The organism is Pseudomonas sp. FW300-N1A1, from assembly GCF_058789115.1.
Genome location: NZ_JBYTBK010000012.1, coordinates 24459 through 49871, shown reverse-complemented (window position 1 = coordinate 49871; position 25413 = coordinate 24459). Strand labels below are relative to the sequence as shown.

General features: G+C 58.8%; 34 protein-coding genes. 6 read left to right on the top strand and 28 right to left on the bottom strand.

The window, feature by feature from the left end:
- Positions 1–52 precede the first annotated feature (52 nt).
- Genes AC3WQN_RS11180 through AC3WQN_RS11170 form a run of 3 tightly spaced genes read left to right on the top strand, consistent with a single transcriptional unit; the run spans position 53 to position 3127 of the window.
- Complete coding sequence (locus tag AC3WQN_RS11180) at positions 53–865, top strand: endonuclease/exonuclease/phosphatase family protein (RefSeq protein WP_103401054.1); 813 nt, start codon at positions 53–55, stop codon at positions 863–865.
- A complete protein-coding gene (clsB, locus tag AC3WQN_RS11175; protein WP_103401055.1) occupies positions 862–2169 on the top strand; it encodes a cardiolipin synthase ClsB in 1308 nt (435 codons plus the stop codon). Before AC3WQN_RS11180 ends, clsB begins: the two co-directional genes overlap by 4 nt.
- Positions 2156–3127, top strand: coding sequence for a lysylphosphatidylglycerol synthase domain-containing protein (locus tag AC3WQN_RS11170; protein ID WP_103401056.1), 972 nt, complete (start codon positions 2156–2158; stop codon positions 3125–3127). The genes clsB and AC3WQN_RS11170 overlap by 14 nt, the downstream gene beginning before the upstream one ends.
- A gap of 36 nt (positions 3128–3163) precedes the next feature.
- On the opposite strand, the gene AC3WQN_RS11165 is transcribed toward AC3WQN_RS11170, so the two are convergent.
- From AC3WQN_RS11165 to AC3WQN_RS11155, 3 genes are all read right to left on the bottom strand, one after another.
- Positions 3164–3922: an alpha/beta hydrolase family protein gene (locus tag AC3WQN_RS11165; protein ID WP_103401057.1), complete on the bottom strand. Its 759-nt coding sequence runs from the start codon at positions 3920–3922 to the stop codon at positions 3164–3166.
- Entirely contained in the window at positions 3897–5021 is a 1125-nt protein-coding gene (locus tag AC3WQN_RS11160; RefSeq protein WP_103401058.1) for a DUF3182 family protein, read from the bottom strand. The genes AC3WQN_RS11165 and AC3WQN_RS11160 overlap by 26 nt, the downstream gene beginning before the upstream one ends.
- A 184-nt stretch (positions 5022–5205) precedes the next feature.
- Positions 5206–6201, bottom strand: a complete 996-nt coding sequence (locus tag AC3WQN_RS11155; protein ID WP_103401059.1) for a GlxA family transcriptional regulator — start codon at positions 6199–6201, stop codon at positions 5206–5208.
- A 98-nt stretch (positions 6202–6299) separates the two neighbouring features.
- Between AC3WQN_RS11155 and AC3WQN_RS11150 the strand changes: the two genes are divergently transcribed.
- Both AC3WQN_RS11150 and AC3WQN_RS11145 read left to right on the top strand, forming a co-directional pair.
- Positions 6300–6854 (top strand): cysteine hydrolase family protein, encoded by a 555-nt coding sequence (locus AC3WQN_RS11150; protein WP_103401060.1) that lies wholly within the window; start codon positions 6300–6302, stop codon positions 6852–6854.
- 37 nt (positions 6855–6891) lie between these two features.
- Positions 6892–7716: an alpha/beta fold hydrolase gene (locus tag AC3WQN_RS11145; RefSeq protein ID WP_103401061.1), complete on the top strand. Its 825-nt coding sequence runs from the start codon at positions 6892–6894 to the stop codon at positions 7714–7716.
- An 89-nt stretch (positions 7717–7805) separates the two neighbouring features.
- Here AC3WQN_RS11145 and AC3WQN_RS11140 read toward each other — a convergent pair whose 3' ends face one another.
- Both AC3WQN_RS11140 and AC3WQN_RS11135 read right to left on the bottom strand, forming a co-directional pair.
- Positions 7806–8333: a single-stranded DNA-binding protein gene (locus AC3WQN_RS11140; protein ID WP_103401062.1), complete on the bottom strand. Its 528-nt coding sequence runs from the start codon at positions 8331–8333 to the stop codon at positions 7806–7808.
- A gap of 9 nt (positions 8334–8342) precedes the next feature.
- Complete coding sequence (locus tag AC3WQN_RS11135; RefSeq protein ID WP_095145343.1) at positions 8343–9740, bottom strand: MFS transporter; 1398 nt, start codon at positions 9738–9740, stop codon at positions 8343–8345.
- 191 nt (positions 9741–9931) lie between these two features.
- Here AC3WQN_RS11135 and uvrA point away from each other — a divergent pair, with 191 nt between their 5' ends.
- Positions 9932–12766, top strand: a complete 2835-nt coding sequence (gene uvrA, locus AC3WQN_RS11130) for an excinuclease ABC subunit UvrA (protein ID WP_103401063.1) — start codon at positions 9932–9934, stop codon at positions 12764–12766.
- Positions 12767–12836: 70 nt separating this feature from the next.
- Here the strand turns inward: uvrA and bfr are convergent, their stop codons facing one another.
- From bfr to rpsC, 23 genes are all read right to left on the bottom strand, one after another.
- Positions 12837–13301, bottom strand: coding sequence for a bacterioferritin (bfr, locus tag AC3WQN_RS11125; RefSeq protein WP_095080434.1), 465 nt, complete (start codon positions 13299–13301; stop codon positions 12837–12839).
- Positions 13302–13456: 155 nt separating this feature from the next.
- Positions 13457–14905 carry a catalase gene (locus AC3WQN_RS11120; protein WP_103401064.1) on the bottom strand — a complete coding sequence of 483 codons (1449 nt, stop codon included), beginning with the start codon at positions 14903–14905 and terminating at the stop codon, positions 13457–13459.
- Between the two features lie 228 nt (positions 14906–15133).
- Entirely contained in the window at positions 15134–15520 is a 387-nt protein-coding gene (gene rplQ / locus AC3WQN_RS11115) for a 50S ribosomal protein L17 (protein ID WP_003176402.1), read from the bottom strand.
- A 41-nt stretch (positions 15521–15561) separates the two neighbouring features.
- On the bottom strand, positions 15562–16563 hold the full coding sequence (locus AC3WQN_RS11110; protein WP_007924176.1) for a DNA-directed RNA polymerase subunit alpha: 1002 nt from the start codon (positions 16561–16563) through the stop codon (positions 15562–15564).
- A 22-nt stretch (positions 16564–16585) separates the two neighbouring features.
- A complete protein-coding gene (rpsD, locus tag AC3WQN_RS11105) occupies positions 16586–17206 on the bottom strand; it encodes a 30S ribosomal protein S4 (protein WP_003210056.1) in 621 nt (206 codons plus the stop codon).
- A gap of 18 nt (positions 17207–17224) precedes the next feature.
- The gene (gene rpsK / locus AC3WQN_RS11100; protein ID WP_002555466.1) at positions 17225–17614 is read right to left on the bottom strand and encodes a 30S ribosomal protein S11; all 390 of its coding nucleotides are present in this window, start codon (positions 17612–17614) and stop codon (positions 17225–17227) included.
- Positions 17615–17644: 30 nt separating this feature from the next.
- Positions 17645–18001, bottom strand: a complete 357-nt coding sequence (gene rpsM / locus AC3WQN_RS11095; protein ID WP_003186020.1) for a 30S ribosomal protein S13 — start codon at positions 17999–18001, stop codon at positions 17645–17647.
- A 130-nt stretch (positions 18002–18131) separates the two neighbouring features.
- Entirely contained in the window at positions 18132–18248 is a 117-nt protein-coding gene (gene rpmJ, locus AC3WQN_RS11090) for a 50S ribosomal protein L36 (RefSeq protein WP_002555468.1), read from the bottom strand.
- A 24-nt stretch (positions 18249–18272) separates the two neighbouring features.
- On the bottom strand, positions 18273–19601 hold the full coding sequence (secY, locus tag AC3WQN_RS11085) for a preprotein translocase subunit SecY (protein ID WP_095080431.1): 1329 nt from the start codon (positions 19599–19601) through the stop codon (positions 18273–18275).
- Complete coding sequence (gene rplO / locus AC3WQN_RS11080; RefSeq protein WP_003228720.1) at positions 19602–20039, bottom strand: 50S ribosomal protein L15; 438 nt, start codon at positions 20037–20039, stop codon at positions 19602–19604. It abuts the gene before it with no gap.
- A gap of 3 nt (positions 20040–20042) precedes the next feature.
- Positions 20043–20219, bottom strand: coding sequence for a 50S ribosomal protein L30 (gene rpmD / locus AC3WQN_RS11075; RefSeq protein WP_003186033.1), 177 nt, complete (start codon positions 20217–20219; stop codon positions 20043–20045).
- Between the two features lie 2 nt (positions 20220–20221).
- Positions 20222–20722, bottom strand: coding sequence for a 30S ribosomal protein S5 (gene rpsE, locus AC3WQN_RS11070; RefSeq protein ID WP_003186035.1), 501 nt, complete (start codon positions 20720–20722; stop codon positions 20222–20224).
- A gap of 3 nt (positions 20723–20725) precedes the next feature.
- Positions 20726–21076: a 50S ribosomal protein L18 gene (gene rplR, locus AC3WQN_RS11065; protein ID WP_003186037.1), complete on the bottom strand. Its 351-nt coding sequence runs from the start codon at positions 21074–21076 to the stop codon at positions 20726–20728.
- A gap of 10 nt (positions 21077–21086) precedes the next feature.
- The gene (gene rplF, locus AC3WQN_RS11060; RefSeq protein WP_007896774.1) at positions 21087–21620 is read right to left on the bottom strand and encodes a 50S ribosomal protein L6; all 534 of its coding nucleotides are present in this window, start codon (positions 21618–21620) and stop codon (positions 21087–21089) included.
- A gap of 12 nt (positions 21621–21632) precedes the next feature.
- Positions 21633–22025, bottom strand: a complete 393-nt coding sequence (gene rpsH, locus AC3WQN_RS11055; RefSeq protein ID WP_003186040.1) for a 30S ribosomal protein S8 — start codon at positions 22023–22025, stop codon at positions 21633–21635.
- Between the two features lie 208 nt (positions 22026–22233).
- Positions 22234–22539: a 30S ribosomal protein S14 gene (gene rpsN / locus AC3WQN_RS11050; protein WP_003176414.1), complete on the bottom strand. Its 306-nt coding sequence runs from the start codon at positions 22537–22539 to the stop codon at positions 22234–22236.
- 13 nt (positions 22540–22552) lie between these two features.
- Complete coding sequence (gene rplE, locus AC3WQN_RS11045) at positions 22553–23092, bottom strand: 50S ribosomal protein L5 (RefSeq protein WP_003210069.1); 540 nt, start codon at positions 23090–23092, stop codon at positions 22553–22555.
- Positions 23093–23112: 20 nt separating this feature from the next.
- Positions 23113–23427 (bottom strand): 50S ribosomal protein L24, encoded by a 315-nt coding sequence (gene rplX / locus AC3WQN_RS11040; RefSeq protein WP_007896770.1) that lies wholly within the window; start codon positions 23425–23427, stop codon positions 23113–23115.
- Positions 23428–23438: 11 nt separating this feature from the next.
- Positions 23439–23807, bottom strand: coding sequence for a 50S ribosomal protein L14 (rplN, locus tag AC3WQN_RS11035; RefSeq protein ID WP_002555479.1), 369 nt, complete (start codon positions 23805–23807; stop codon positions 23439–23441).
- A gap of 23 nt (positions 23808–23830) precedes the next feature.
- Positions 23831–24097 carry a 30S ribosomal protein S17 gene (gene rpsQ / locus AC3WQN_RS11030; RefSeq protein WP_003176419.1) on the bottom strand — a complete coding sequence of 89 codons (267 nt, stop codon included), beginning with the start codon at positions 24095–24097 and terminating at the stop codon, positions 23831–23833.
- Between the two features lie 2 nt (positions 24098–24099).
- Positions 24100–24291: a 50S ribosomal protein L29 gene (gene rpmC, locus AC3WQN_RS11025; RefSeq protein WP_002555481.1), complete on the bottom strand. Its 192-nt coding sequence runs from the start codon at positions 24289–24291 to the stop codon at positions 24100–24102.
- A complete protein-coding gene (gene rplP, locus AC3WQN_RS11020; protein WP_103401065.1) occupies positions 24291–24704 on the bottom strand; it encodes a 50S ribosomal protein L16 in 414 nt (137 codons plus the stop codon). The genes rpmC and rplP overlap by 1 nt, the downstream gene beginning before the upstream one ends.
- Positions 24705–24716: 12 nt before the next feature.
- Positions 24717–25403, bottom strand: a complete 687-nt coding sequence (rpsC, locus tag AC3WQN_RS11015) for a 30S ribosomal protein S3 (RefSeq protein ID WP_003176422.1) — start codon at positions 25401–25403, stop codon at positions 24717–24719.
- Between the last annotated feature and the right edge of the window lie 10 nt (positions 25404–25413).

The following is a 25413-nucleotide window of genomic DNA, read 5'->3' as shown; positions in this document are numbered from 1 at the left end:
GCGGTCATCCACAAACAGGGGGCAGCCCGAAGGCTATTCGGCGGGAGGACACATGGCGACGTTTGACAGTGGTAACGGTGAGCACGCGTGTCAACCGGACGGACTGATCGAACGCCCCGCCAGCGTGCGCCGTTTCACCGTGTTGACGGTCAATACCCACAAGGGCTTCGCCGCGCTGAACCGGCGCTTCATCCTGCCTGAATTGCGCGACGCGGTGCACAGCGTGTCCGCCGACGTGGTGTTTTTGCAGGAGGTCCATGGCACCCACGAACCTCACTCCCGGCGCTACAGCCGCTGGCCGAGCATGCCCCAGTACGAGTTCCTGGCCGACAGCCTGTGGCCGCAGTTTGCCTACGGGCGTAACGCGGTGTATCCGGAGGGCGACCACGGCAACGCCCTGCTGTCGAAATTCCAGATCATTCGCCATGACAACCTCGACGTGTCCATCAGTGGTCACGAGGGCCGTGGCCTGCTGCATTGCGTGCTGTGCCTGCCGGGCGACAACCAGCACGTGCATGCCATCTGTGTACACCTGGGCCTGCGTGAAAGCCATCGAACTCAACAGCTCACACTGCTGATCCGGCGTCTGGACGACTTGCCGGCGGAGGCGAAAGTGATTGTCGCCGGGGACTTCAACGACTGGCGCCAACGCGCCGATGCCCTGCTCGAACCCCGGGGGCTATTTGAAGTGTTTGCCGAACACCATGGCAAACCGGCGCGCAGTTTCCCGGCGCGGCTGCCAATGCTACGCCTGGACCGCATCTACGTGCGCAATCTCAAGACCCATCGCCCGCAGGTACTGACCGCGCGCCCCTGGTCACACCTTTCCGATCACGTCCCGCTGTCGGTGGAGATCGAGCCATGAGCAGCGCTCCTCTGGAAAAAACAGGGCTCAGGCCAACCACCGAGGCACCGGAGCTGGCCAGCAGCGACCGCGCACTGAACGACCTCGACTATGGCTGGCACGGCAGTAACCGTGTCGAGTTGCTGGAGAACGGCGAGGCCTATTTCCCCAAGGTGTTCGAGGCGTTGCGTCAGGCCAGCAACGAAATCCTGCTGGAGACCTTCATCCTGTTCGAGGACAAGGTCGGCAACGAATTGCAGCAGATTCTGATCGAGGCCGCGCAGCGGGGTGTGCGGGTCACCGTCAGCCTGGACGGCTTTGGCTGCGGTGAAGTGGCCAGTGAATTCCTGCTGGCGATGTGCGATGCCGGGGTTCAGTTGCAACTGTTCGACCCTGCGCCACGACGCCTGGGCATTCGCACCAATTGGTTCCGCCGCCTGCACCGCAAGATCGTGGTGGTGGATGGCACCCTCGCGTTTATCGGCGGGATCAACTTCAGCGCCGATCACCTGGCCGACTTCGGTCCCGAAGCCAAACAGGATTACGCCGTCCTGATCGAAGGCCCGGCGGTGGTGGATATCCATCACTTTGTGCTGGTGCAAAACGGTCGCCGCGCCAGGGCCCGTTATGGCTGGCGGCGTCGCAAGCGCCAGCGTATGGAACTGGCGCTCAACGGTCACGGCGGTCAGGTGCGACTGGTTTACCGCGATAACCGCGACCACCCAAGGGACATCGAAGACGCGTACTTGCAGGCACTACGCAGTGCCCGCCAGCGCGTGGTGATCGCCAACGCCTACTTCTTTCCGGGCTACCACCTGCTGCGCGAGATTCGCAACGCCGCCCGCCGTGGCGTCGAGGTACGCCTGATCCTGCAAGGCCAGCCAGACATGCGGGTGGCCAAGCTCGCCGCGCGCCAGACTTATGACTACCTGCAAAAATCCGGGGTGGTCATCTACGAATACTGCGACCGCCCGTTGCACGGCAAAGTGGCCCTGGTGGACGGGGACTGGAGCACCGTCGGCTCCAGCAACCTCGACCCCTTGAGTCTGTCGCTGAACCTTGAAGCCAACGTGCTGATTCGCGACCAGGCGTTCAATCGCGAGTTGTTCGAGCGCCTGGATCAACTGAGCCACGAGCATTGCACCGTCATGCCCGTCAACCCGTCACCCCGAGGGCTGCTGTGGCGCATGACCATCGGCTTCCTGGTCTTTCACTGCCTGCGCCATTTTCCTGCCTGGGCCGGCTGGCTACCGGCGCACAAAGCCCGCCTGCAGCCATTCACAGCGCCCACCCAGCCCGCCGGCGAGCCCCATGAACCGCCCTGAGTCCCATGCCGGACAGTGGCACTCGCGCTGGCATCGCGTGAAGAAGCCCCTCACCGCGCTGTTCTTTTTACTGCTGATCGTGCTGTTCACACTGCTCGCCCAGCGCATCGACTGGAACGAAGTGTTCGACACCCTGGCCGCTTTCAAAGTGCGCACGCTGATCATCGCCTCGACGCTCACCCTACTGAGCTTCCTGACCTACGCCTGCTTCGACCTGATCGGCCGCACCTACATCCGCCAACGCCTGAGCTGGCGGCAAGTCCTGCCCGTGGGCGTCATCAGCTACGCCTTCAACCTCAACCTCAGCGCCTGGGTCGGGGGCGTCGCCATGCGCTATCGCTTGTATTCACGGCTGGGCGTGAGCAAAGGCAATATCGCCAGGATCCTGGGGCTGAGCCTGGCCACCAATTGGCTTGGCTACATGGTCGTGGCCGGTGCGATCTTCAGCAGCGGCCGGGTGCACATGCCGCCGGGCTGGTCACTCAGCAGCGCCGCACTGCAAGGCGTGGGCGTCCTGTTGCTGCTGGTGAGCGCGGGGTATCTGGCAGCCTGTCGGTTTTCCGGGCGTCGCGCGTGGGTTGTTCGCGGCGTGGAAATCAGCCTGCCCTCCCTGCACATGGCGTTGCTGCAACTGGCATTGGGTGCGCTGAACTGGTCGTTGATGGCGGCCGTGATCTTCACCCTGTTGCCCGGCAAGCTCGATTACCCGCTGGTGCTCGGGGTCTTGCTGATCAGCGCCATCGCCGGGGTCATCACCCACATTCCTGCCGGGCTCGGCGTGCTTGAGGCGGTGTTCGTCGCGCTGCTGCAACACCAGGCCTCACGCGGCGGCCTGATTGCCGGGCTGATTGCCTATCGGGCGATCTATTTCCTCCTGCCGCTGTTGATCACCGTGGCCATGTACCTGCTGATCGAAGCCCGGGCCAGGGCGCTGCGCATCGAGAAAAAACCTGACTGAACCCGATCACCCTCCTGGCTGCAAACAGGGCAACCTTCAGCTCGACTGAATGATGCTCAGACGCTCACCCACCACCATTTCAGTGATCCAGCCGACCAGGATCGACGTGTAGGCTTGTTGCGCCACCGGCTCGCTCAGGGCGTGATCGGCGCCATCGATGATCCGGTGAGTCATGGAATGGGTATGCTGAAACGCCGCGCGATAACTCATCAACGTCGCGTGAGGCACATGCTCATCGCTTTGCGACTCCACCAGCAGCACATCGCCGGTAAATTGCGAGCAGGCATGCAACGCTCGATTGCTGTCGGCGGGCACCAGTCGGCTGCGGTAATCCAGCAGATCCTGTTTGTCGAGGTCGCGCTTGGGGGCGTCCCACCGCTCGTCGCGGTACAGCGCCGGGACTCGCAACGCCAGCCAGCGTACCGGCCGCAACGTGCTGAGGATGGCCGCCAGGTAGCCGCCATAACTGGTTCCCACCACCGCCACCGCCGAGGTATCGATGGCCGGGTGTGCGAGCAAGCGGTCATAGGCCGCCAGCAAATCCCTGAGGTTGTCTTCACGGGTGACACGGGACAGGGAAATGCCCGTGCCACCGGTGTGCCCGCGCAGGTCGAAGGTCAGGCACACGCAGCCAAGGCCGGCGATGCCCTTGGCCCGCTCCAGGTCCCGTTCCTGGCTACCGCCCCAGCCATGCACAAACAACACGCCAGGCACCCTGGATTTGGGGGTGAGGAAGGTCGCGCTCATGCATTCGCCGTCGACCTCGATGTCAATGGTTTCGCTTTTGGCCGTCATAGGGTTTGACCGTTACGTACTTGAGCAGGCATTCACTGTTTGCTGCCGGGCCGCGATAGACCTCGATGGCGCCTGCGGGCAAGGGGCGGTCACTGTAGGTTTCCACCGCCGACACGCAGACCGCGTCCACCGCCGGGTGATTGACGAAGCTCTGCAACGCCGCCACCTCCGCACTGCTGGCACCGCCCACGCGCCAGGACTGCTCGAGTACACCGCTACGCTTCTGGCCGTTGGCGTCCAGCCCTTGGGCGATATCGTAGTTGCGGCGCGAGGCATAGAACCCGGGGTAGCACTCGTCCGCCGCGCTGTCGAACACCTGGGCCTGCTCGATCGCCAGGCGTATGTCATCGGCCAGCGGCAATTTGAGCAGATCGTCGTAGTAGCCCTGCACCACCAGCAAGTCCGAACCGCCATAGACCTTCTCGCCCTGCCCGTCCTCGGTCAGGTGCTGCTGGCCGCAATAGCTCAGGACCCTGTCGCCGATGAAGCTCTGGCCGACGCTGTGGGTCACGACATTTTTCAGCTCCTGTTCCAGCACCACGCCGGCGGCGAACAACGCGTCGGTATCGGGACGGGTGAGGAACCTTCTAAAGAAGTCGAGGCTGCGGATCACTTCCTGGCCACGTCCGGCGCAGGCATTAATCGGCTTCAGGCGGATCGGACCGTGCTCGAGCAACTGCTCGGCCGCCAACCGCGCGTCCGCCAGCGAAAACACGCTGATGCCATCGAGCACCACCTTGCGCACCCGCTCGGGGAACAGCGTGACCCAGCCTTCAGGCGCCAGCGCATCCCGGTTCAATAAACCGTGAACAATCGCCTTGGTGCAGATGAAAGCATGGTCAACGTAGCCACCCCACAGATCTTCCGGTCCCTTGACCCCCAACTGCCGGGCCTCGGCAGCGCCCACCAGGGTCTGGCTGGGCAGCAGGTAGAGGTCGTGTCCGCCATGCAGGTCCGGGTCAAAGCTGCCGCCGTACGGCCAGCCGAGAATCTGCGCCAGCCATTGGGCCAGCGCACGGTTGGTCTCGACTTCGTGAAGCGGCGCTTCGGCTCGGGTCGAGTGGGCAACCACCAGCTTTTTGCGATTTGTCGGGGTCATGCGTCCCCCTGCCATCTGCGCTCGATGAATGTCGCTGAAGGGGTGCTGGGACCAGGCCAACCCCGCCGACAGCCCGACACGGGCAACCTCCACCCGCTGTTACAACAGTAGTGGCTACGGCTGCGTTTTATTCTGCACGACGACGACCGGCACTCCGGCAGGCCGCACGATCAGCTCGTCCCCGCTATCGCGACACCACTGGCGAAGGGCTCACACCGAACCGTGCGCGGTAATCGCTGGGCGCCAACCCGGTGATTTTCTTGAACGTGGCGCGAAACGCCCCCGGATCCGCATAGCCCACGCTCCAGGCAATGTGATCAATGGTGCCGTTGCTGAACTCGAGCATCTCCCGGGCCTTGCCGACCCTCAGGTGCTGGCAGTACTCGGTGGGTTTCAAACCCGTCGCCGCACGAAAGCGCCGCAGGAACGTCCGTTCCTCAAGCCCGGCCTGTTGCGCCATCACGCTCACTGAAACCTCCACCGCGCCATTGCCTTGCAACCAGTGCTGAACCTTGAGAATCGCCGCGTCGCCATGGCTCAGGATCGGCGCAAAGTTGCTGCCGCACTGACTGGCGCTGTCGCTGTGCTCGACCACCAGGAAACGCGCGGTGCCAGTGGCGATGCTCGGCCCCAGCAAGCGATCGACCAGCCGCAACCCCAGCTCGGACCAGGCCATCAGGCCGGCGGTGGTGATCAGGTCGCCATCGTCGACGATGGGCTTATGGGCATGGAGTTTGATCTTCGGGTAACGCGCGGCGAACGGCTTGGCCGAGGTCCAGTGGGTAGTGGCGCTGCGACCATCGAGCAGACCGCTTTCGGCCAGCAGGATCGAGCCTACGCACACGCCCCCCAAGGTCGCGCCAGCAGCATGTTGCCGACGTATCCATTCGATCAGCGCGGGTGATGCCTGGCCTTCGGAAAAGCCGCCAATCGATGGCGGGATCAACAGTGCCACCAGCGCCCCTTCGGGACCGGGATGACTGTCGTAGGTGCGTCTGGGTGCCTGGTCGGCATCAGTTTGCCAGTGGCTGATCCGCAACAGCGGCAGCTGCGCGCTCTGATGCTCGGTGGCAATACGATCGGCAACGCCAAACAGATCGGTCAAGCCGTGTACCGCGGCCAGCTGTGCGCCGGGATAGATCAGCACGCCCAATTCGGCGACTGCACGTTCCATGGCCATTGTCAGTTTTCCCCCTGCTATTGTCGGTGCGGCCAATCCTCGAAACGCCTGCCAAACCCGATACTTCGTGCCACATCCAAGCGTTCGAGGAAACACCCATGGCCAAGCAAGCACTCATCGTAGTCGATATCCAGAATGACTACTTCCCCCAAGGCAAGTGGCCGCTGGTCGGTGCAGACGCGGCCGCCGATAACGCCGCGAAACTGATCCAGGCCTTTCGCGAGGCTGGTGATCAGGTGGTGCACATCCGCCACGAATTCACCTCCGACGCGGCACCGTTTTTCACCCCGGGCTCCGAAGGCGCGAAGCTGCACCCCAAAGTCCTCAACCGCCATGACGAACCGGTGGTGCTCAAGCACTTCGTCAACTCGTTCCGCGAAACCGAACTACAGTCAATCCTCGACCAGCAAGGCATCGAGAACCTGGTGATCGTCGGCAGCATGAGTCACATGTGCGTCGATGGCATCACTCGAGCCGCGGCCGACCTTGGCTACACCGTGACGGTCATCCACGACGCCTGTGCGACCCGCGACCTGGAGTTCAACGGTCTGATTGTGCCGGCCGCCCAGGTCCATGCCGCGTTCATGTCGGCCCTGGGCTTTGCCTACGCCAATGTGGTGTCCACCGAAACGTTTCTGGCTGCCCACCACTGAGCCTCACCCACCTGAGCATTCATTGGAGACGAAAGACATGGCTACTCTCACGACTCGCGAAGGCAACACCCTGTATTACAAGGACTGGGGCCACGGGCAACCGGTGGTGTTCAGCCACGGTTGGCCGCTGAGCGCCGATAGTTGGGAATCGCAGATGCTGCACTTTGCCAGCAACGGCTTTCGCGCCATCGCCCATGATCGCCGCGGTCACGGGCGCTCGAGCCAGCCGTGGGATGGCAACGACATGGATCACTACGCCGACGACCTCGCCGAGCTGATCGAACACCTCGACCTGCACAACGTGATCCTCTTCGGCTTCTCCACCGGCGGCGGCGAAGTCGCGCGTTACATCGGCCGCCACGGCACCCGGCGCCTGGCCAAGGCCGGGCTGATTAGCGCGGTACCGCCCTTGATGCTCAAGACCGAAACCAACCCCAAGGGCCTGCCGATCGAAGTCTTCGACGGCATCCGCGCCGGCTCCATCGCCGACCGCTCGCAGCTGTACAAGGACATTGCCGGCGGCCCGTTCTTCGGCTTCAACCGCCCAGGCGCGACATCATCCCAAGGGCTGATCGATTCGTTCTGGATGCAAGGCATGATGGGCGGTCACAAAAACACCCTCGACAGCATCAAGGCGTTTTCGGAAACCGACTTTCGCGAGGAATTGAAGAAGTTTGATCTGCCGACCCTGATCATCCATGGCGACGATGACCAGATCGTGCCGATCCAGGCGGCGGGGCTGGAGAGCAAGCGATTGATCGAGCACGCCGAACTGATCGTCTATCCGGGGGCGCCCCATGGGCTGACGGATACCCATAAAGAGCAGGTGAATGCGGATATGTTGCGCTTCGCGCAGCGTTAAGCGGCAAACGAAAGCAAAAAACCCGCGTTTCGTGGACCGAAGCGCGGGTTCTTTCAGCTTGCAGCTTGTGGCTTGAAGCGTGTTACTGCCTAGAACGGAATATCGTCATCAAAGCTGTCGAAATCCGGAGCCGGCTGCGGTGCGGCCTGTTGCTGTGGCGCTGGACGCGACTCACGCTGCGGCTGTTGTTGCGGTGCAGGACGCGGAGCCTGCTGGCGCGGAGCGGATTGCTGGTAGTTGTTACCGCCGCCCTGGCCTTGTTGGTCGCCCTGTGGACGGCCGCCCAGCAGCTGCATGGTGCCTTGCATGTCGACCACGATTTCGGTGGTGTAACGCTTGATACCGTCTTTTTCCCACTCGCGGGTCTGCAGCTTGCCTTCGATGTAGACCTGCGAACCTTTACGCAGGTATTCGCCGGCGATCTCTGCAACCTTGCCGAACATCGACACACGGTGCCATTCGGTCTTTTCGACTTTCTGACCGGTTTGCTTGTCGGTCCACTGTTCGCTGGTCGCCAGACTCAGGTTGGTCACGGCGTTACCGTTAGGCAAGTAGCGAACTTCGGGATCCTGGCCGCAAGTACCGACCAATATGACTTTGTTAACCCCACGGGCCATAACGTTCTCCTAGGCTTCGCACGCTGTCGGCGCCGGGTTGTTGACCAGGCGCTCGAGGGTGGTGCGATCCAATAGTTCGGTGTCCAATTTGATGTAGATCGCCGCTTCATCAGCGACTACAACGGCATCTGTTACCCCTACAACGGCCAAAAGGCGCTCGACCAGACCGGCTTCGCGGACCGCTTCAGGCGATAACGGCAAGCGCAGGCTCGTCACATAGGGAGGTTCACGCATGGTAACAGCAAAGGCCAGCCAGAGGGCAGCCAGACCTGCGCATCCGAGGAACACAACCGACAGACCGCCATGCTGGAACATCCAGCCACCCATGATCCCGCCGAGTGCCGAACCGAGGAACTGGCTGGTGGAGTAAACCCCCATCGCCGTGCCCTTGCCGCCTGCCGGTGAAACCTTGCTGATCAGCGACGGCAACGAAGCTTCCAGCAGATTGAAGGCGGTAAAGAACACCACCGTCCCGATCACCAGAGCCCGCAAGCTGTCGCCGAACTGCCAGAAGAATAGCTCAGTGAGCATCAGCGTCACGACGGCACCGAGTAAAACTCGTTTCATTTTGCGTTTCTTCTCGCCGTAGATAATGAACGGGATCATGGCGAAGAAGGAAATCAGCAGCGCGGTCAGGTATACCCACCAGTGCTGCTCCTTGGGCAGCCCGGCCTTCTCGACCAGCGCCAGCGGCAAGGCGACGAAGCTCGACATCAACATCGCGTGCAACACAAAAATACCCAGGTCCAGGCGCAGCAGGTCCGGGTGCTTGAGCGTCGGCATCAGGGCCTGGCGGGCCACGCCGGATTCGCGGTGCTGCAGAGGGCCGGTGGAGCGCGGCACCATGAACATCACGATCAGGATGCCGATCAACGCCATGCCGCCCGTCGCCAGGAACAGGCCAGACAGCCCGAATGCGCGGGTCAGCAACGGCCCGACCACCATGGCCACGGCAAACGACAGGCCGATGGTCATGCCAATCATGGCCATGGCCTTGGTGCGGTGTTGTTCGCGAGTCAGGTCGGACAGCAAGGCCATGACCGCTGCGGAGATCGCCCCGGCACCTTGCAGGATGCGTCCGGCGATCACGCCCCAGATCGAATCGGCATTGGCAGCCAGCACACTGCCCAGGGCGAAGACGATCAGCCCCAGGTAAATCACCGGGCGCCGACCGATACGGTCTGAAATCACCCCGAACGGAATCTGGAACAGTGCCTGTGTCAGGCCATAGGCACCAATCGCCAGGCCGATCAGGGCCGGGGTCGCGCCTGCCAGGTCCATGCCGTAGGTCGCCAGTACTGGCAACACCATGAACATGCCAAGCATACGGAACGCGAACACCAGGGCCAGACCGCTTGCTGCGCGGGTCTCGCTACCACTCATGCGTTCGCTGTGGGGATCGTGCATGGAATTACCTCATGTGAACCGGCGGCGATTCTACCAGTCCCATCGGTTGACGGGGTATAGGGTGACGCTTTGACGCGCACGGATGACAGACTCTTCATGTAAGGCTGCGCCGCGCTCATTTGACAGTGTGCATCCATCCAGTATTTGGCCGTATACTCTTGGGTTTTCGACGCCCGCCAAGCGAGGCCATCTTGGACAAGATCCTGATTCGTGGGGCTCGAACCCACAACCTGAAGAACATCGACCTGACCCTGCCACGGGACAAGCTGATCGTCATCACCGGCTTGTCCGGGTCTGGCAAGTCTTCCCTGGCATTCGACACGCTGTACGCCGAGGGTCAGCGACGCTATGTCGAGTCACTGTCGGCCTACGCCCGACAGTTCCTGTCGATGATGGAAAAGCCTGACGTCGACACCATCGAAGGCCTGTCGCCAGCGATTTCCATCGAACAGAAATCGACCTCGCACAACCCGCGCTCCACCGTCGGCACCATCACCGAAATCTACGACTATCTGCGCCTGCTTTACGCCCGCGCCGGTATTCCGCGCTGCCCGGATCACGACATTCCACTGGAAGCCCAGACCGTCAGCCAGATGGTCGACCTGGTCCTGGCCCAACCCGAAGGCAGCAAGCTGATGCTGCTGGCCCCGGTGATCCGCGAGCGAAAAGGCGAACACCTGTCGGTCTTCGAAGAACTGCGCGCCCAGGGCTTTGTCCGGGCCCGGGTCAACGGCAGGCTCTGCGAGCTGGACGAACTGCCGAAGCTGGATAAACAGAAGAAGCACTCGATCGACGTCGTGGTCGACCGCTTCAAGGTGCGCGACGACCTGCAACAGCGTCTGGCCGAGTCCTTCGAAACGGCGTTGAAACTGGCCGATGGCATTGCCCTGGTTGCTCCGATGGACGACGAGCCAGGTGAGGAGATGATCTTCTCCGCGCGTTTCGCCTGCCCGATCTGCGGCCACGCCATCAGCGAGCTGGAGCCCAAGCTGTTCTCCTTCAACAACCCCGCCGGCGCCTGCCCGACCTGTGACGGCCTGGGGGTCAAGCAGTTCTTCGACATCAAGCGCCTGGTCAACAGCGAACTGACCCTGGCCGAAGGCGCGATACGCGGCTGGGACAGGCGTAACGTCTATTACTTCCAGATGCTCGGCTCCCTGGCCTCGCATTACGGCTTCAGCCTGGAAGTGCCGTTCGGCCAACTGCCGACGGACCAGCAAAAGGTCATCCTGCATGGCAGCGGTACGCAGAACGTCGACTTCAAATACCTGAACGACCGTGGCGACATCGTCAAACGCTCACACCCGTTCGAAGGCATCGTGCCGAACCTGGACCGTCGCTACCGCGAAACCGAATCCGCGTCGGTACGCGAAGAGCTGGCCAAGTTCCTCAGCACCCAACCGTGCCCGGACTGCCGTGGCACCCGCTTGCGGCGCGAAGCGCGGCACGTGTGGGTGGGCGAGAAAACGCTGCCGGCCGTGACCAACCTGCCGATCGGTGATGCGTGCGACTACTTCGGCACGCTGAGCCTGCCCGGTCGCCGCGGCGAAATCGCCGACAAGATCCTCAAGGAAATCCGCCAGCGCTTGCAGTTCCTGGTCAACGTCGGCCTCGACTACCTGTCGCTGGACCGCAGCGCCGACACCCTGTCAGGCGGTGAAGCACAACGCATTCGCCTGGCCAGCCAGATCGGCGCCGGGCTGGTAGGTGTGCTGTACATCCTCGACGAACCGTCGATTGGCCTGCACCAACGGGACAACGACCGCTTGCTGGGGACACTCAAGCATCTGCGCGACATCGGTAACACCGTGATCGTGGTCGAGCACGACGAAGACGCCATTCGCCTGGCCGACTATGTGGTGGACATCGGCCCGGGCGCGGGTGTGCATGGCGGGCATATCGTCGCCGAAGGCACACCCGCCGAAGTCATGGCCCACCCGGACTCGCTGACGGGCAAGTACCTGTCCGGCCGGGTCAAGATCGAAGTGCCGGCCAAGCGCACGCCGCGCAACAAGAAGCTCTCGCTGTCGCTCAAAGGCGCCCGGGGCAACAACCTGCGCAATGTCGACCTGGATATCCCGATTGGCCTGCTGACCTGCGTGACCGGCGTATCCGGTTCCGGCAAGTCGACGCTGATCAACAACACCCTGTTCCCCCTCAGCGCCACGGCACTGAACGGTGCGACCACCCTGGAAGCCGCCGCTCACGACGGCATCAAGGGCCTGGAACACCTGGACAAGGTGGTCGACATCGACCAAAGCCCGATCGGCCGCACGCCACGTTCCAACCCCGCCACTTACACCGGGCTGTTCACGCCGATTCGCGAACTGTTTGCCGGCGTGCCGGAATCCCGCTCCCGGGGCTATGGCCCGGGGCGCTTCTCGTTCAACGTGAAGGGGGGACGCTGCGAAGCGTGCCAGGGCGATGGCCTGATCAAGGTCGAGATGCACTTCCTGCCGGACATCTATGTCCCGTGCGACGTCTGCAAGAGCAAGCGCTATAACCGTGAAACCCTGGAGATCAAGTACAAGGGCAAGAGCATCCACGAAACCCTGGAGATGACCATTGAAGAGGCGCGAGTGTTCTTCGATGCGGTTCCAGCCCTGGCGCGCAAGCTCCAGACGTTGATGGATGTGGGCCTGTCGTACATCAAGCTGGGGCAATCAGCGACAACGCTGTCGGGGGGTGAGGCACAACGGGTGAAGCTGTCCCGCGAGCTATCCAAGCGCGACACCGGCAAGACCCTGTACATCCTCGATGAGCCGACCACCGGCCTGCACTTCGCGGACATCCAGCAACTGCTCGACGTCCTGCATCGCCTGCGCGACCACGGTAATACCGTGGTGGTGATCGAACACAACCTGGATGTGATCAAGACGGCCGACTGGCTGGTGGACCTAGGGCCGGAAGGTGGCTCCAAGGGCGGCCAGATCATTGCCGTGGGCACGCCTGAAGAAGTAGCGGAGATGAAGCAGTCCCATACCGGGTACTACCTCAAGCCGCTGCTGGAACGTGATCGGGCTTAACACTGCCCCATGAAAAAACCCCTGGCACTTATTCAGTGCCAGGGGTTTTTTTGTGCGTTCTGCAGGCGCGTTAGAACTGCGATTGCAGGTAGTTCTCCAGACCGATCAGCTTGATCAAGCCCAGCTGTTTCTCCAGCCAGTAGGTGTGATCTTCTTCGGTATCGGCCAACTGAATGCGCAGCATGTCGCGGCTGATGTAATCCTTGTGTCGCTCGCAGAGCTCGATGCCTTTGCAGAGCGCGGCACGCACCTTGTACTCCAGGCGCAGGTCGGCGGCGAACATGTCAGGCACCGTCGTCCCGATGTCCAGGTCGTCCGGACGCATGCGTGGCGTGCCTTCAAGCATCAGGATCCGGCGCATCAGTGCATCGGCGTGCTGAGTCTCTTCTTCCATTTCGTGATTGATGCGCTCGTAGAGCTCGGTAAAGCCCCAGTCCTCATACATCCGCGAATGGATGAAATACTGATCACGCGCTGCCAGTTCGCCCGTGAGCAATGTGTTGAGGTAATCGATTACGTCTGGGTGACCTTGCATCGCCCTACATCTCCCTGCTTGAAAGTCTGTAGTTTGAACCAAGGCGACCGTTTGGTCACTCGAATCGCGCGATAAAAGCGAAGATATTCTGAGAAAAACAGTTTAAATAACGCAAAAACCGCCCAAATGAGGGCGGTTCTGCTTATCGTTTAGACTTAGTTAAGCTGTACGCCCAACGCCTTCGCGATGCCATCGCCGTAGGCCGGGTCGGCCTTGAAGAAATGCTGCAGCTGGCGATCGACCACATCACCGGAAACACCCGCCATGGCACCGGCAATGTTGCTGATCAGCAGGGCTTTCTGCTCATCGCTCATCAACCGGAACAACGCACCGGCATGACTGTAGTAGTCGGTGTCTTCACGGTGATCGTAGCGATCAGCCGCACCATTCAACGCCAACGCCGGCTCGGCAAAACGAGGGGCCTGCTTGGGCGCATCCACGTAGCTGTTGGGCTCATAATTAGGTGTCGCACCACCGTTACTGCCAAACGCCATCGAGCCGTCGCGCTGGTAGCTGTTGACCGGACTGCGGGGCGCATTCACTGGCAGTTGCTGGTGATTGGTACCGACGCGGTAGCGGTGGGCATCCGCGTAGGCAAAAACCCGACCTTGCAGCATACGATCCGGCGACAGACCCACCCCTGGCACCATGTTGCTTGGACCAAAGGCTGCCTGCTCGACTTCAGCGAAGTAGTTCTGCGGATTACGGTTGAGCTCCAGCTCACCCACTTCAATCAGCGGGAACTCCTTCTGCGACCAGGTCTTGGTCACGTCGAACGGGTTTTCGTAATGCGCCGCGGCCTGGGCCTCAGTCATGATCTGGATGCATACCCGCCATTTCGGGAAGTCACCGCGCTCGATCGCACCAAACAGATCACGCTGAGCGTAATCCGGATCCGTACCGGCCAGACGCGCCGCCTCGGCCGGCGCCAGGTTCTTGATGCCCTGCTTGGTCTTGTAGTGCCACTTGACCCAGTGACGCTCGCCCTGGGCGCTGATCAGGCTGTAGGTGTGGCTGCCGAAGCCGTGCATGTGACGGTAGCCGTCCGGGATCCCCCGATCGGAGAACAGAATGGTGACCTGGTGCAGCGCCTCAGGCGAGTGCGACCAGAAGTCCCACATCATCTGTGCACTTTTCAGGTTGCTCTGCGGCAGGCGTTTCTGGGTGTGGATGAAATCCGGAAACTTCAACGGGTCGCGAATGAAGAACACTGGCGTGTTATTGCCCACGATGTCCCAGTTGCCTTCCTCGGTATAGAACTTGAGCGCAAAACCACGTGGATCGCGTTCGGTGTCAGCCGAGCCGCGCTCGCCACCGACAGTGGAGAACCGCAGGAACGTAGGGGTTTGCTTACCCACCGATTCGAACAGCTTGGCGCTGGTGTACCGGGTAATGTCGCGCGTAACGGTGAACGTACCGTAAGCACCCGAGCCCTTCGCATGTACACGGCGCTCCGGGATGTTTTCACGGTTGAAATGGGCAAGCTTCTCGATCAGGTGAAAATCGTCGAGCAGCAGCGGGCCACGAGGGCCGGCGGAACGGGAATTCTGGTTATCGGCGACGGGTGCGCCGCTAGCGGTAGTCAGCGTTTTGTTTTGGCTCATGCTCAATCTTCCTCTTCAGTCCTGGAAACTGCCGGCTAATCGGCTGAGAGGGAGTATTGACCATGAAGATGACACCATCAAATTCATTAATTGATCGTGATCAATAGAAACAAACTAATGGCCAGCACGACTGGAAAGCACTCGAATCGATTTGCGGCCGGCACTCACTTTTCTTGCAGGCACAAAAAACCGGGCACTAGGCCCGGTTCCTTGTTTCAGACTGACGTCTTACTCGGCGGATACAGCTTCGCCAGCAGTAGCACGATCAACCAACTCAACGTACGCCATAGGCGCGTTGTCACCAGCGCGGAAACCGCACTTGAGGATGCGCAGGTAGCCACCCTCACGGGTAGCGTAACGCTTGCCCAGGTCGTTGAAGAGCTTACCAACGATAGCTTTCGAACGAGTACGGTCGAAAGCCAGACGGCGGTTAGCCAGGCTGTCTGTCTTGGCCAAAGTGATCAGCGGCTCAGCAACGCGACGCAGTTCTTTGGCTTTCGGCAGTGTAGTTTTGATCAGCTCGTGCTCGAACAGCGACACCGCCATGTTTTGAAACATGGCCTTGCGGTGCGAGCTGGTACGGCTCAGGTGACGACCACTTTTACGATGACGCATGGTTCATTCCTTACCAAACTCACGTTCGGTGATTACGACGATCAGGCAGTCGCCTTGTCGTCCTTCTTAAGACTTGCAGGCGGCCAGTTGTCGAGGCGCATGCCGAGGGACAGACCGCGGGAGGCCAGAACGTCCTTGATTTCAGTCAAGGATTTCTTGCCCAGGTTCGGAGTCTTCAACAGTTCTACTTCGGTACGCTGAATCAGGTCGCCGATGTAGTAAATGTTTTCCGCCTTAAGGCAGTTAGCCGAACGTACAGTCAGTTCCAGATCGTCAACCGGGCGAAGCAGGATCGGATCGATCTCGTCTTCCTGCTCGATTACCACTGGCTCACTGTCACCCTTGAGGTCGACGAACGCAGCCAACTGCTGTTGCAGGATGGTTGCAGCGCGGCGGATAGCCTCTTCAGGATCCAGAGTACCGTTGGTTTCCAGATCAATAACCAGCTTGTCCAGGTTAGTACGCTGCTCGACACGGGCGTTTTCCACCACGTATGCGATACGGCGAACCGGGCTGAACGAAGAGTCAAGCTGCAAGCGACCAATGCTGCGGCTTTCGTCTTCATCGCTCTGACGCGAGTCGGCCGGTTCATAACCACGACCACGAGCTACTACGAGCTTCATGTTCAGGGCGCCGTTAGACGCCAGGTTAGCGATTACGTGATCGGGATTAACGATCTCGACATCATGATCCAGCTGAATATCGGCAGCGGTAACCACCCCCGAACCCTTCTTCGACAAGGTCAGCGTAACTTCGTCACGGCCGTGCAGCTTGATAGCCAGACCTTTAAGGTTCAACAGGATTTCAATTACGTCTTCCTGTACACCTTCGATGGCGCTGTACTCGTGGAGCACACCGTCAATCTCGGCCTCGACTACTGCACAGCCGGGCATTGAGGACAACAGGATGCGGCGCAGCGCGTTGCCCAGGGTGTGGCCAAAACCACGCTCGAGAGGCTCGAGTGTGATCTTGGCGCGGGTTGGACTGACAACCTGCACATCAATATGGCGGGGTGTCAGGAACTCATTTACCGAAATCTGCATGGATGCACCTATTTTCTAGCCCTTACTTGGAGTAGAGCTCGACAATCAGGCTTTCGTTGATGTCGGCGGACAGATCACTGCGAGCTGGAACGTTCTTGAAAACGCCCGACTTCTTCTCAGTGTCTACTTCTACCCATTCTACGCGGCCACGTTGGGCACACAGATCGAGAGCTTGGACAATGCGAAGTTGGTTCTTTGCTTTCTCGCGAATCGCGACCACGTCACCAGCACGAACCTGGTACGACGGCACGTTTACGGTCTGGCCGTTAACGCTGACGGATTTGTGCGATACCAGCTGACGGGATTCGGCACGAGTCGAACCAAAGCCCATACGGTATACAACGTTGTCCAGACGGCATTCGAGCAGTTGCAGCAGGTTTTCACCGGTTGCACCTTTCTTGCCAGCAGCTTCTTTGTAGTAGCCGCTGAACTGACGCTCGAGAACGCCGTAGATACGACGGACCTTCTGCTTTTCACGCAGTTGGGTGCCGTAATCGGACTGACGACCGCGGCGTTGGCCGTGGATACCAGGTGCTGCTTCAATGTTGCACTTCGATTCGATCGCGCGCACGCCGCTCTTCAGGAAGAGATCGGTGCCTTCGCGACGAGCGAGTTTGCATTTTGGACCAATGTAACGAGCCATTCTTTACAATCTCCTGGATTACACGCGGCGCTTCTTCGGCGGACGGCACCCGTTGTGCGGGATTGGCGTCACGTCGGTGATGCTGGCGATCTTATAGCCACAGCCGTTCAAAGCACGGACAGCGGACTCACGACCTGGACCTGGACCCTTGACGTTAACGTCGAGGTTTTTCAGGCCATATTCCAGCGCAGCTTGACCAGCACGTTCAGCAGCTACTTGAGCAGCGAACGGGGTGGACTTGCGGGAACCGCGGAAACCCGAACCACCGGAGGTAGCCCAAGAAAGCGCGTTACCTTGACGGTCGGTGATGGTCACGATGGTGTTGTTAAAAGATGCATGGATGTGGGCGATGCCATCAACCACTGTCTTTTTAACTTTTTTACGAGGACGAGCAGCAGGTTTTGCCATGATAATTTTCCTGTCGATTCGCTGGGGCGATTACTTGCGGATCGGCTTACGCGGACCTTTACGGGTACGCGCGTTGGTCTTGGTACGCTGACCGCGTACTGGCAGACCACGACGATGACGCAGACCGCGATAGCAACCGAGGTCCATCAAGCGCTTGATTTTCATGTTGATTTCGCGACGCAGATCACCTTCAGTGGTGAACTTCGCCACTTCGCCACGCAGCTGTTCAATTTGCTCGTCGCTCAGATCCTTGATCTTTGCTGCTGGGTTTACCCCAGTCACTGCACAGATCTTCTGCGCAGTAGTGCGACCAACACCATAGATGTAGGTCAGCGAGATAACAGTATGCTTGTTATCTGGAATGTTGACGCCTGCAATACGGGCCATTCAGTGGGACTCCAATTGACAGCTACCTACGCCCCGGAAGCCAAGAAATAGGGCGCGAGATAATATCGCTGTAATAACAAATAATCAACCCGGCAGCGCACTAGCTGCCGGGCTTGAAGCACAATCACACTCAGCCTTGGCGCTGTTTGTGACGCGGTTCCGCGCTGCAAATTACTCGAACAACACCTTCGCGGCGAATAATCTTGCAGTTACGGCACAGCTTTTTCACCGATGCACGAACTTTCATCACCAACTCCTCGAACCTTATGGGTCAGCGCAGCATGCCGCTGCCGTAACCCTTCAGGTTGGCTTTCTTCATCAGGGATTCGTACTGGTGCGAAACGAGGTGCGATTGTACTTGGGACATGAAGTCCATCACAACCACGACGACGATCAGCAACGAGGTCCCGCCAAGGTAGAACGGAACGTTTGCTGCAACCACCAGGAACTGGGGCAGCAAGCACACGGCCGTCATATAGAGAGCACCGAACATGGTCAAGCGGGTCAGAACGCCATCAATATAGCGCGCAGACTGCTCGCCTGGACGGATGCCCGGAATAAAGGCACCGGACTTCTTCAGGTTTTCCGCTACGTCTTTCGGATTGAACATCAACGCCGTATAGAAGAAGCAGAAGAAAATAATCCCTGCACTAAACAGCAGAATATTCAACGGCTGACCAGGAGCGATCGACTGCGAGATGTCCTGCAACCAGCCCATACCTTCAGACTGACCGAACCAGGCACCCAACGAAGCCGGAAACAGCAAAATGCTGCTTGCGAAAATAGCCGGAATAACACCGGCCATGTTCACCTTCAACGGCAGGTGGCTAGTCTGCGCAGCGAAGACCTTGCGGCCCTGCTGACGCTTGGCGTAGTGAACAGCAATACGACGCTGACCACGCTCAATGAACACCACGAAACCGATAATCGCTACTGCCAGCAGACCGATGGCAACCAGGGCGAAGATGTTGATATCACCCTGACGCGCAGACTCGAAAGACTGCCCAATTGCTCTCGGAAGACCGGCCACGATACCCGCGAAAATCAACATCGAGATACCGTTGCCAACACCACGCTCAGTAATCTGCTCACCCAGCCACATCATGAACATTGCACCAGCCACGAACGTGGTTACTGCAACGAAATGGAAGCCAAAGTCACCAGTGAACGCAACGCCCTGCCCTGCCAGGCCTACGGACATGCCGATAGCCTGAACAAGAGCGAGGACGACAGTGCCGTAGCGGGTGTACTGGCTGATCTTGCGACGGCCAGCTTCACCTTCCTTCTTCAACTGCTCCAGCTGCGGGCTGACGGCGGTCATCAGTTGCATGATGATCGATGCCGAGATGTACGGCATGATCCCCAGCGCAAAGATGCTCATCCGTTCCAGCGCGCCGCCGGAAAACATGTTGAACAAGCTAAGAATGGTCCCCTCATTCTGTCGAAACAGGTCCGCGAGTCGGTCCGGGTTGATACCTGGAACCGGGATGTGTGCGCCTATTCGGTAGACGATAATCGCCAGGAACAGAAAACGCAGACGAGCCCAGAGTTCAGACATACCGCCTTTGCCGAGCGCAGAGAGAGCACCTTGCTTAGCCATTTATTCCTCGAACTTGCCGCCAGCTGCTTCGATAGCCGCACGCGCACCTTTGGTGGCGCCGATTCCCTTGCCGATAGTGACAGCGCGAGTCACTTCACCGGACAGCATGATTTTCACACGCTGTACGTTGACGTTGATCACGTTGGCATCTTTCAGGGACTGCACGGTGACGATGTCGCCTTCCACTTTAGCCAGCTCGGACAGACGCACTTCTGCGCGGTCCATGGCCTTCAGGGAAACGAAACCGAACTTCGGCAGACGACGATGCAGCGGCTGTTGACCGCCTTCAAAGCCTGGAGCAATGGTGCCACCGGAGCGGGAGGTCTGACCTTTGTGACCACGGCCACCAGTCTTACCCAAACCACTACCGATACCACGGCCCGGACGATGCTTTTCGCGACGGGAACCCGGCGCTGGACTCAGATCATTGAGTTTCATCGATTAACCCTCGACACGCAGCATGTAGTAAGCCTTGTTGATCATCCCGCGATTCTCGGGAGTATCAAGCACTTCTACAGTGTGACCGATGCGACGCAGACCCAGACCCTTAACGCACAGTTTGTGGTTAGGGATACGGCCGGTCATGCTTTTGATCAGCGTAACTTTAACGGTAGCCATGATCAGAAGATCTCCTTGACGCTTTTGCCACGCTTGGCGGCAATGGATTCAGGAGATTGCATAGCCTTCAAACCCTTGAAAGTGGCGTGAACCACGTTTACCGGGTTAGTCGAGCCGTAGCACTTGGCCAGAACGTTCTGAACGCCAGCAACTTCGAGGACAGCACGCATAGCGCCGCCAGCGATGATACCGGTACCTTCAGAAGCAGGCTGCATGTACACCTTCGAAGCGCCGTGAGCGGACTTCATTGCGTACTGCAGCGTGGTGCCGTTCAGATCAACTTGGATCATGTTGCGGCGAGCAGCTTCCATTGCCTTCTGGATCGCAGCAGGCACTTCACGCGACTTGCCACGGCCGAAGCCAACACGCCCTTTACCATCACCCACCACGGTCAACGCGGTGAAAGTGAAGATACGGCCGCCTTTAACGGTTTTGGCTACGCGGTTAACTTGAACCAGCTTCTCGATGTAGCCTTCGTCGCGCTTTTGGTCGTTATTTGACATAACTTAGAACTCCAGCCCAGCTTCACGAGCAGCATCAGCCAGCGCCTTGACGCGACCGTGGTACTTGAAGCCAGAGCGGTCGAAAGCCACCTGCGAGACGCCAGCGGCTTTAGCACGCGTAGCGACCAGCTGGCCAACCTTAGTGGCCGCGTCGATGTTGCCAGTGGCGCCATCACGCAGTTCTTTATCCAAAGTCGAGGCACTTGCCAGGACTTTGTTGCCGTCGGCCGAAATGACCTGGGCGTAGATGTGCTGCGACGAGCGGAACACGCAGAGACGCACGACTTCGAGTTCGTGCATTTTCAGGCGTGCTTTGCGAGCGCGACGCAGTCGAGTAACTTTTTTGTCGGTCATTTGCTATGCCCTACTTCTTCTTGGCTTCTTTACGACGGACGACTTCGTCCGCGTAGCGCACACCTTTGCCTTTGTACGGCTCTGGTGGACGGAAGTCGCGGATCTCGGCGGCCACTTGACCTACCAGCTGCTTATCGATACCCCGGATCAGGATATCGGTCTGGCTAGGAGTCTCAGCGGTGATGCCTTCCGGCAGTTCATAATCCACTGGGTGCGAGAAGCCAAGAGCCAGGTTCAGCACTGTGCCTTTTGCTTGCGCTTTGTAACCAACACCGACCAGCTGGAGCTTGCGCTCGAAGCCTTGGCTTACGCCTTGGACCATGTTGTTAACCAACGCACGAGTGGTACCAGCCATTGCGCGAGTCTGTTGATCGCCATTGCGAGCAGCGAAACGCAGCTCACCAGCTTCTTCAACGATCTCAACGGACGAATGGATGTTCAGTTCGAGAGTGCCCTTGGCACCCTTCACCGAAAGCTGTTGGCCTGCGAATTTTACTTCGACACCGGCTGGCAGCTTAACGGGGTTCTTAGCGACGCGAGACATGCTTATCCCCCCTTAGAACACAGTGCAAAGAACTTCGCCGCCGACACCGGCAGCGCGCGCAGCACGATCCGTCATCACACCCTTGTTGGTGGAGACGATAGACACACCGAGACCGCCACGAACTTTTGGCAGATCATCGACGGACTTGTACTGACGCAGGCCTGGACGGCTAACGCGCTTCACTTCCTCGATGACCGGACGGCCTTCGAAGTATTTCAGCTCGATGGACAGCAGTGGTTTGATTTCGCTGCTGATCTGATAACCCGCAATGTAACCTTCGTCCTTCAGGACTTTGGCAACAGCTACCTTCAAAGTAGAAGATGGCATGCTTACGACGGACTTTTCAGCCATCTGGGCATTACGGATTCGAGTTAGCATGTCCGCTAACGGGTCCTGCATACTCATGGGCTAGACGCTCCTAATACAAAAAAATAAGCCTTGCGGCTACTACCTTCGCCGAGAAACTCCGCACGTAAAAAGTACGGGCTCAGGCGAGCCGGGTATTCTAGACACACCCCACAAATGAATCAAGCCCCAAAAGGGGCTTGATTCAAGTTCAAGGTCACCGGCGGTCAGGATCTTGCGACCCCGAGCACCGAGACTTTGACAGTGCTTACCAGCTGGCTTTAACCAGACCAGGTACGTCACCACGCATTGCAGCTTCACGCAGTTTGTTACGGCCAAGGCCGAACTTGCGGTAAACGCCGTGTGGACGACCGGTCAGGCGGCAGCGGTTACGCATGCGCGAGGCGCTTGCGTCACGTGGCTGCTTCTGCAGAGCTACTGTAGCTTCCCAACGCGCTTCTGGACTTGCGTTCAGATCAACGATGATAGCTTTCAGTGCTGCACGCTTTTTGGCGTACTTGGCAACCGTGAGCTGACGCTTCAGCTCGCGGTTTTTCATGCTCATCTTGGCCATTTTCCTACTCCAATCAGTTGCGGAACGGGAATTTGAAAGCGCGCAGCAGAGCGCGACCTTCATCATCGTTCTTGGCAGTGGTGGTCAGGGTAATGTCCAGACCGCGGAGAGCATCGATCTTGTCGTAGTCGATTTCCGGGAAGATGATCTGCTCTTTAACGCCCATGCTGTAGTTACCACGACCATCGAAGGACTTGGCATTCAGGCCGCGGAAGTCGCGAACCCGAGGCAGGGAGATCGACAGCAGACGATCCAGGAACTCGTACATACGCTCACGGCGCAGGGTCACTTTGACGCCGATCGGCCAACCTTCACGGACTTTAAAGCCAGCGATGGATTTGCGAGCGTAGGTCACAACGACTTTCTGGCCGGTGATCTTTTCCAGGTCAGCAACAGCGTGCTCGATGACTTTTTTGTCGCCGATCGCTTCGCCCAGACCCATGTTCAGGGTGATTTTGGTAACGCGCGGAACTTCCATCACGTTCGAAAGCTTAAGTTCTTCCTTAAGTTTCGGTGCGATTTCCTTCCGGTAAATCTCTTTTAGTCGTGCCATGGTCTTCTACCTAGCAGTGTTCAAGCATCAACCGCTTTTTGGGTCGACTTGAAGACACGAATTTTCTTGCCGTCTTCTACTTTGAAACCAACGCGGTCAGCCTTGTTGGTTTCGCCGTTGAAAATGGCAACGTTGGAAGCGTGCAGTGGCGCTTCTTTCTCGACGATACCGCCTTGTACGCCCGACATCGGGTTTGGCTTGGTATGACGCTTGACCAGGTTCAGACCACCAACGACCAGACGGTCATCAGCGAGAACCTTAAGCACCTTACCGCGCTTACCTTTGTCTTTGCCGGCGATCACGATGATCTCGTCGTCACGACGAATCTTTTGCATGTCGGATCTCCTTACAGCACTTCTGGGGCGAGCGAGACGATCTTCATGAACTTCTCAGTACGAAGTTCACGGGTCACTGGCCCAAAGATACGGGTGCCGATCGGCTCTTGCTTGTTGTTCAGAAGAACAGCAGCGTTGCCATCAAAGCGGATAATGGAGCCATCAGCACGGCGAACACCGTGACGAGTGCGGACCACAACAGCGGTCATCACTTGGCCTTTTTTCACTTTACCGCGAGGAATTGCTTCCTTGACGGTAACTTTGATGATGTCACCGATACCAGCGTAACGACGATGGGAGCCACCCAGCACCTTGATGCACATAACGCGGCGTGCGCCGCTGTTATCGGCCACATCGAGCATGGATTGAGTCTGAATCATATAATTTCTCCGACCCCTAGTCCTTAGACTTCCACAGCGCGTTCGAGAACATCAACCAGCGCCCAAGACTTGGTCTTGGCCAGCGGACGAGTTTCACGAATAGTGACTTTGTCGCCGATGTGGCACTGATTGGTTTCGTCGTGCGCGTGCAGCTTAGTCGAACGCTTAACGTATTTACCGTAGATCGGGTGCTTAACGCGACGCTCGATCAGAACGGTGATGGTCTTGTCCATCTTGTCGCTGACAACACGGCCAGTCAGCGTACGGACAGTTTTTTCGGCTTCAGCCATGATTACTTACCTGCCTGCTGGTTGAGCACAGTCTTCACGCGAGCGATGTCACGCTTAACTTGCGAGAGCAGATGAGACTGCCCCAACTGGCCAGTTGCTTTCTGCATACGCAGATTGAACTGGTCGCGCAGCAAGCCGAGCAGTTGCTCATTCAGCTGCTGTGCGGATTTTTCACGAAGTTCATTCGCTTTCATCACATCACCGTCCGTTTAACAAAGGCGGTGGCGAGCGGCAGCTTTGCAGCAGCCAGGGCAAAAGCCTCACGCGCCAGCTCTTCAGTAACACCCTCGATTTCATACAGGACTTTGCCTGGCTGAATCTGGGCAACCCAGTATTCCACGTTACCCTTACCTTTACCCATCCGAACTTCGAGTGGCTTTTTGGTGACAGGCTTGTCCGGGAACACACGGATCCAGATCTTGCCGCCACGTTTTACGTGACGGGTCAGAGCACGACGCGCTGACTCGATCTGACGAGCGGTGAGACGACCACGAGCTACAGACTTCAGCGCGAACTCGCCGAAGCTGACTTTGCTACCGCGCAATGCCAGACCACGGTTGTGGCCAGTCATTTGCTTGCGGAACTTCGTACGCTTTGGTTGCAACATTTGGCGTACCCCTTACTTAGCAGCTTTTTTACGAGGCGCTGGTGCTTGTGGTTTCAGCTCTTCTTGGCGACCACCAATTACTTCGCCTTTGAAGATCCAAACCTTTACACCGATCACACCGTAAGTGGTGTGAGCTTCGTAGTTGGCATAGTCGATGTCGGCACGCAGGGTGTGCAGTGGCACACGACCTTCGCGATACCATTCAGTACGTGCGATTTCAGCACCGCCGAGACGACCGCTCACTTGGATTTTGATGCCTTTGGCACCAATGCGCATGGCGTTCTGAACAGCGCGCTTCATAGCGCGACGGAACATTACGCGACGCTCCAGCTGCTGAGCTACGCTCTGCGCAACCAGCATACCGTCGAGTTCCGGCTTGCGGATCTCTTCGATATTGATGTGCACAGGCACACCCATTTGCTTGGTCAGGTCCTGACGCAGCTTCTCAACATCTTCACCTTTCTTCCCGATAACGATACCTGGACGAGCGGTGTGGATGGTGATACGTGCAGTTTGCGCCGGACGATGGATATCGATACGGCTTACGGACGCGCTTTTTAGTTTGTCTTGGAGATACTCACGCACCTTCAGATCAGCGAACAAATAGTCCGCATAAGTCCGACCGTCTGCGTACCAGACGGAGGTGTGCTCCTTGACGATTCCCAGGCGAATGCCAATGGGATGTACTTTCTGACCCATCTCTTCGACT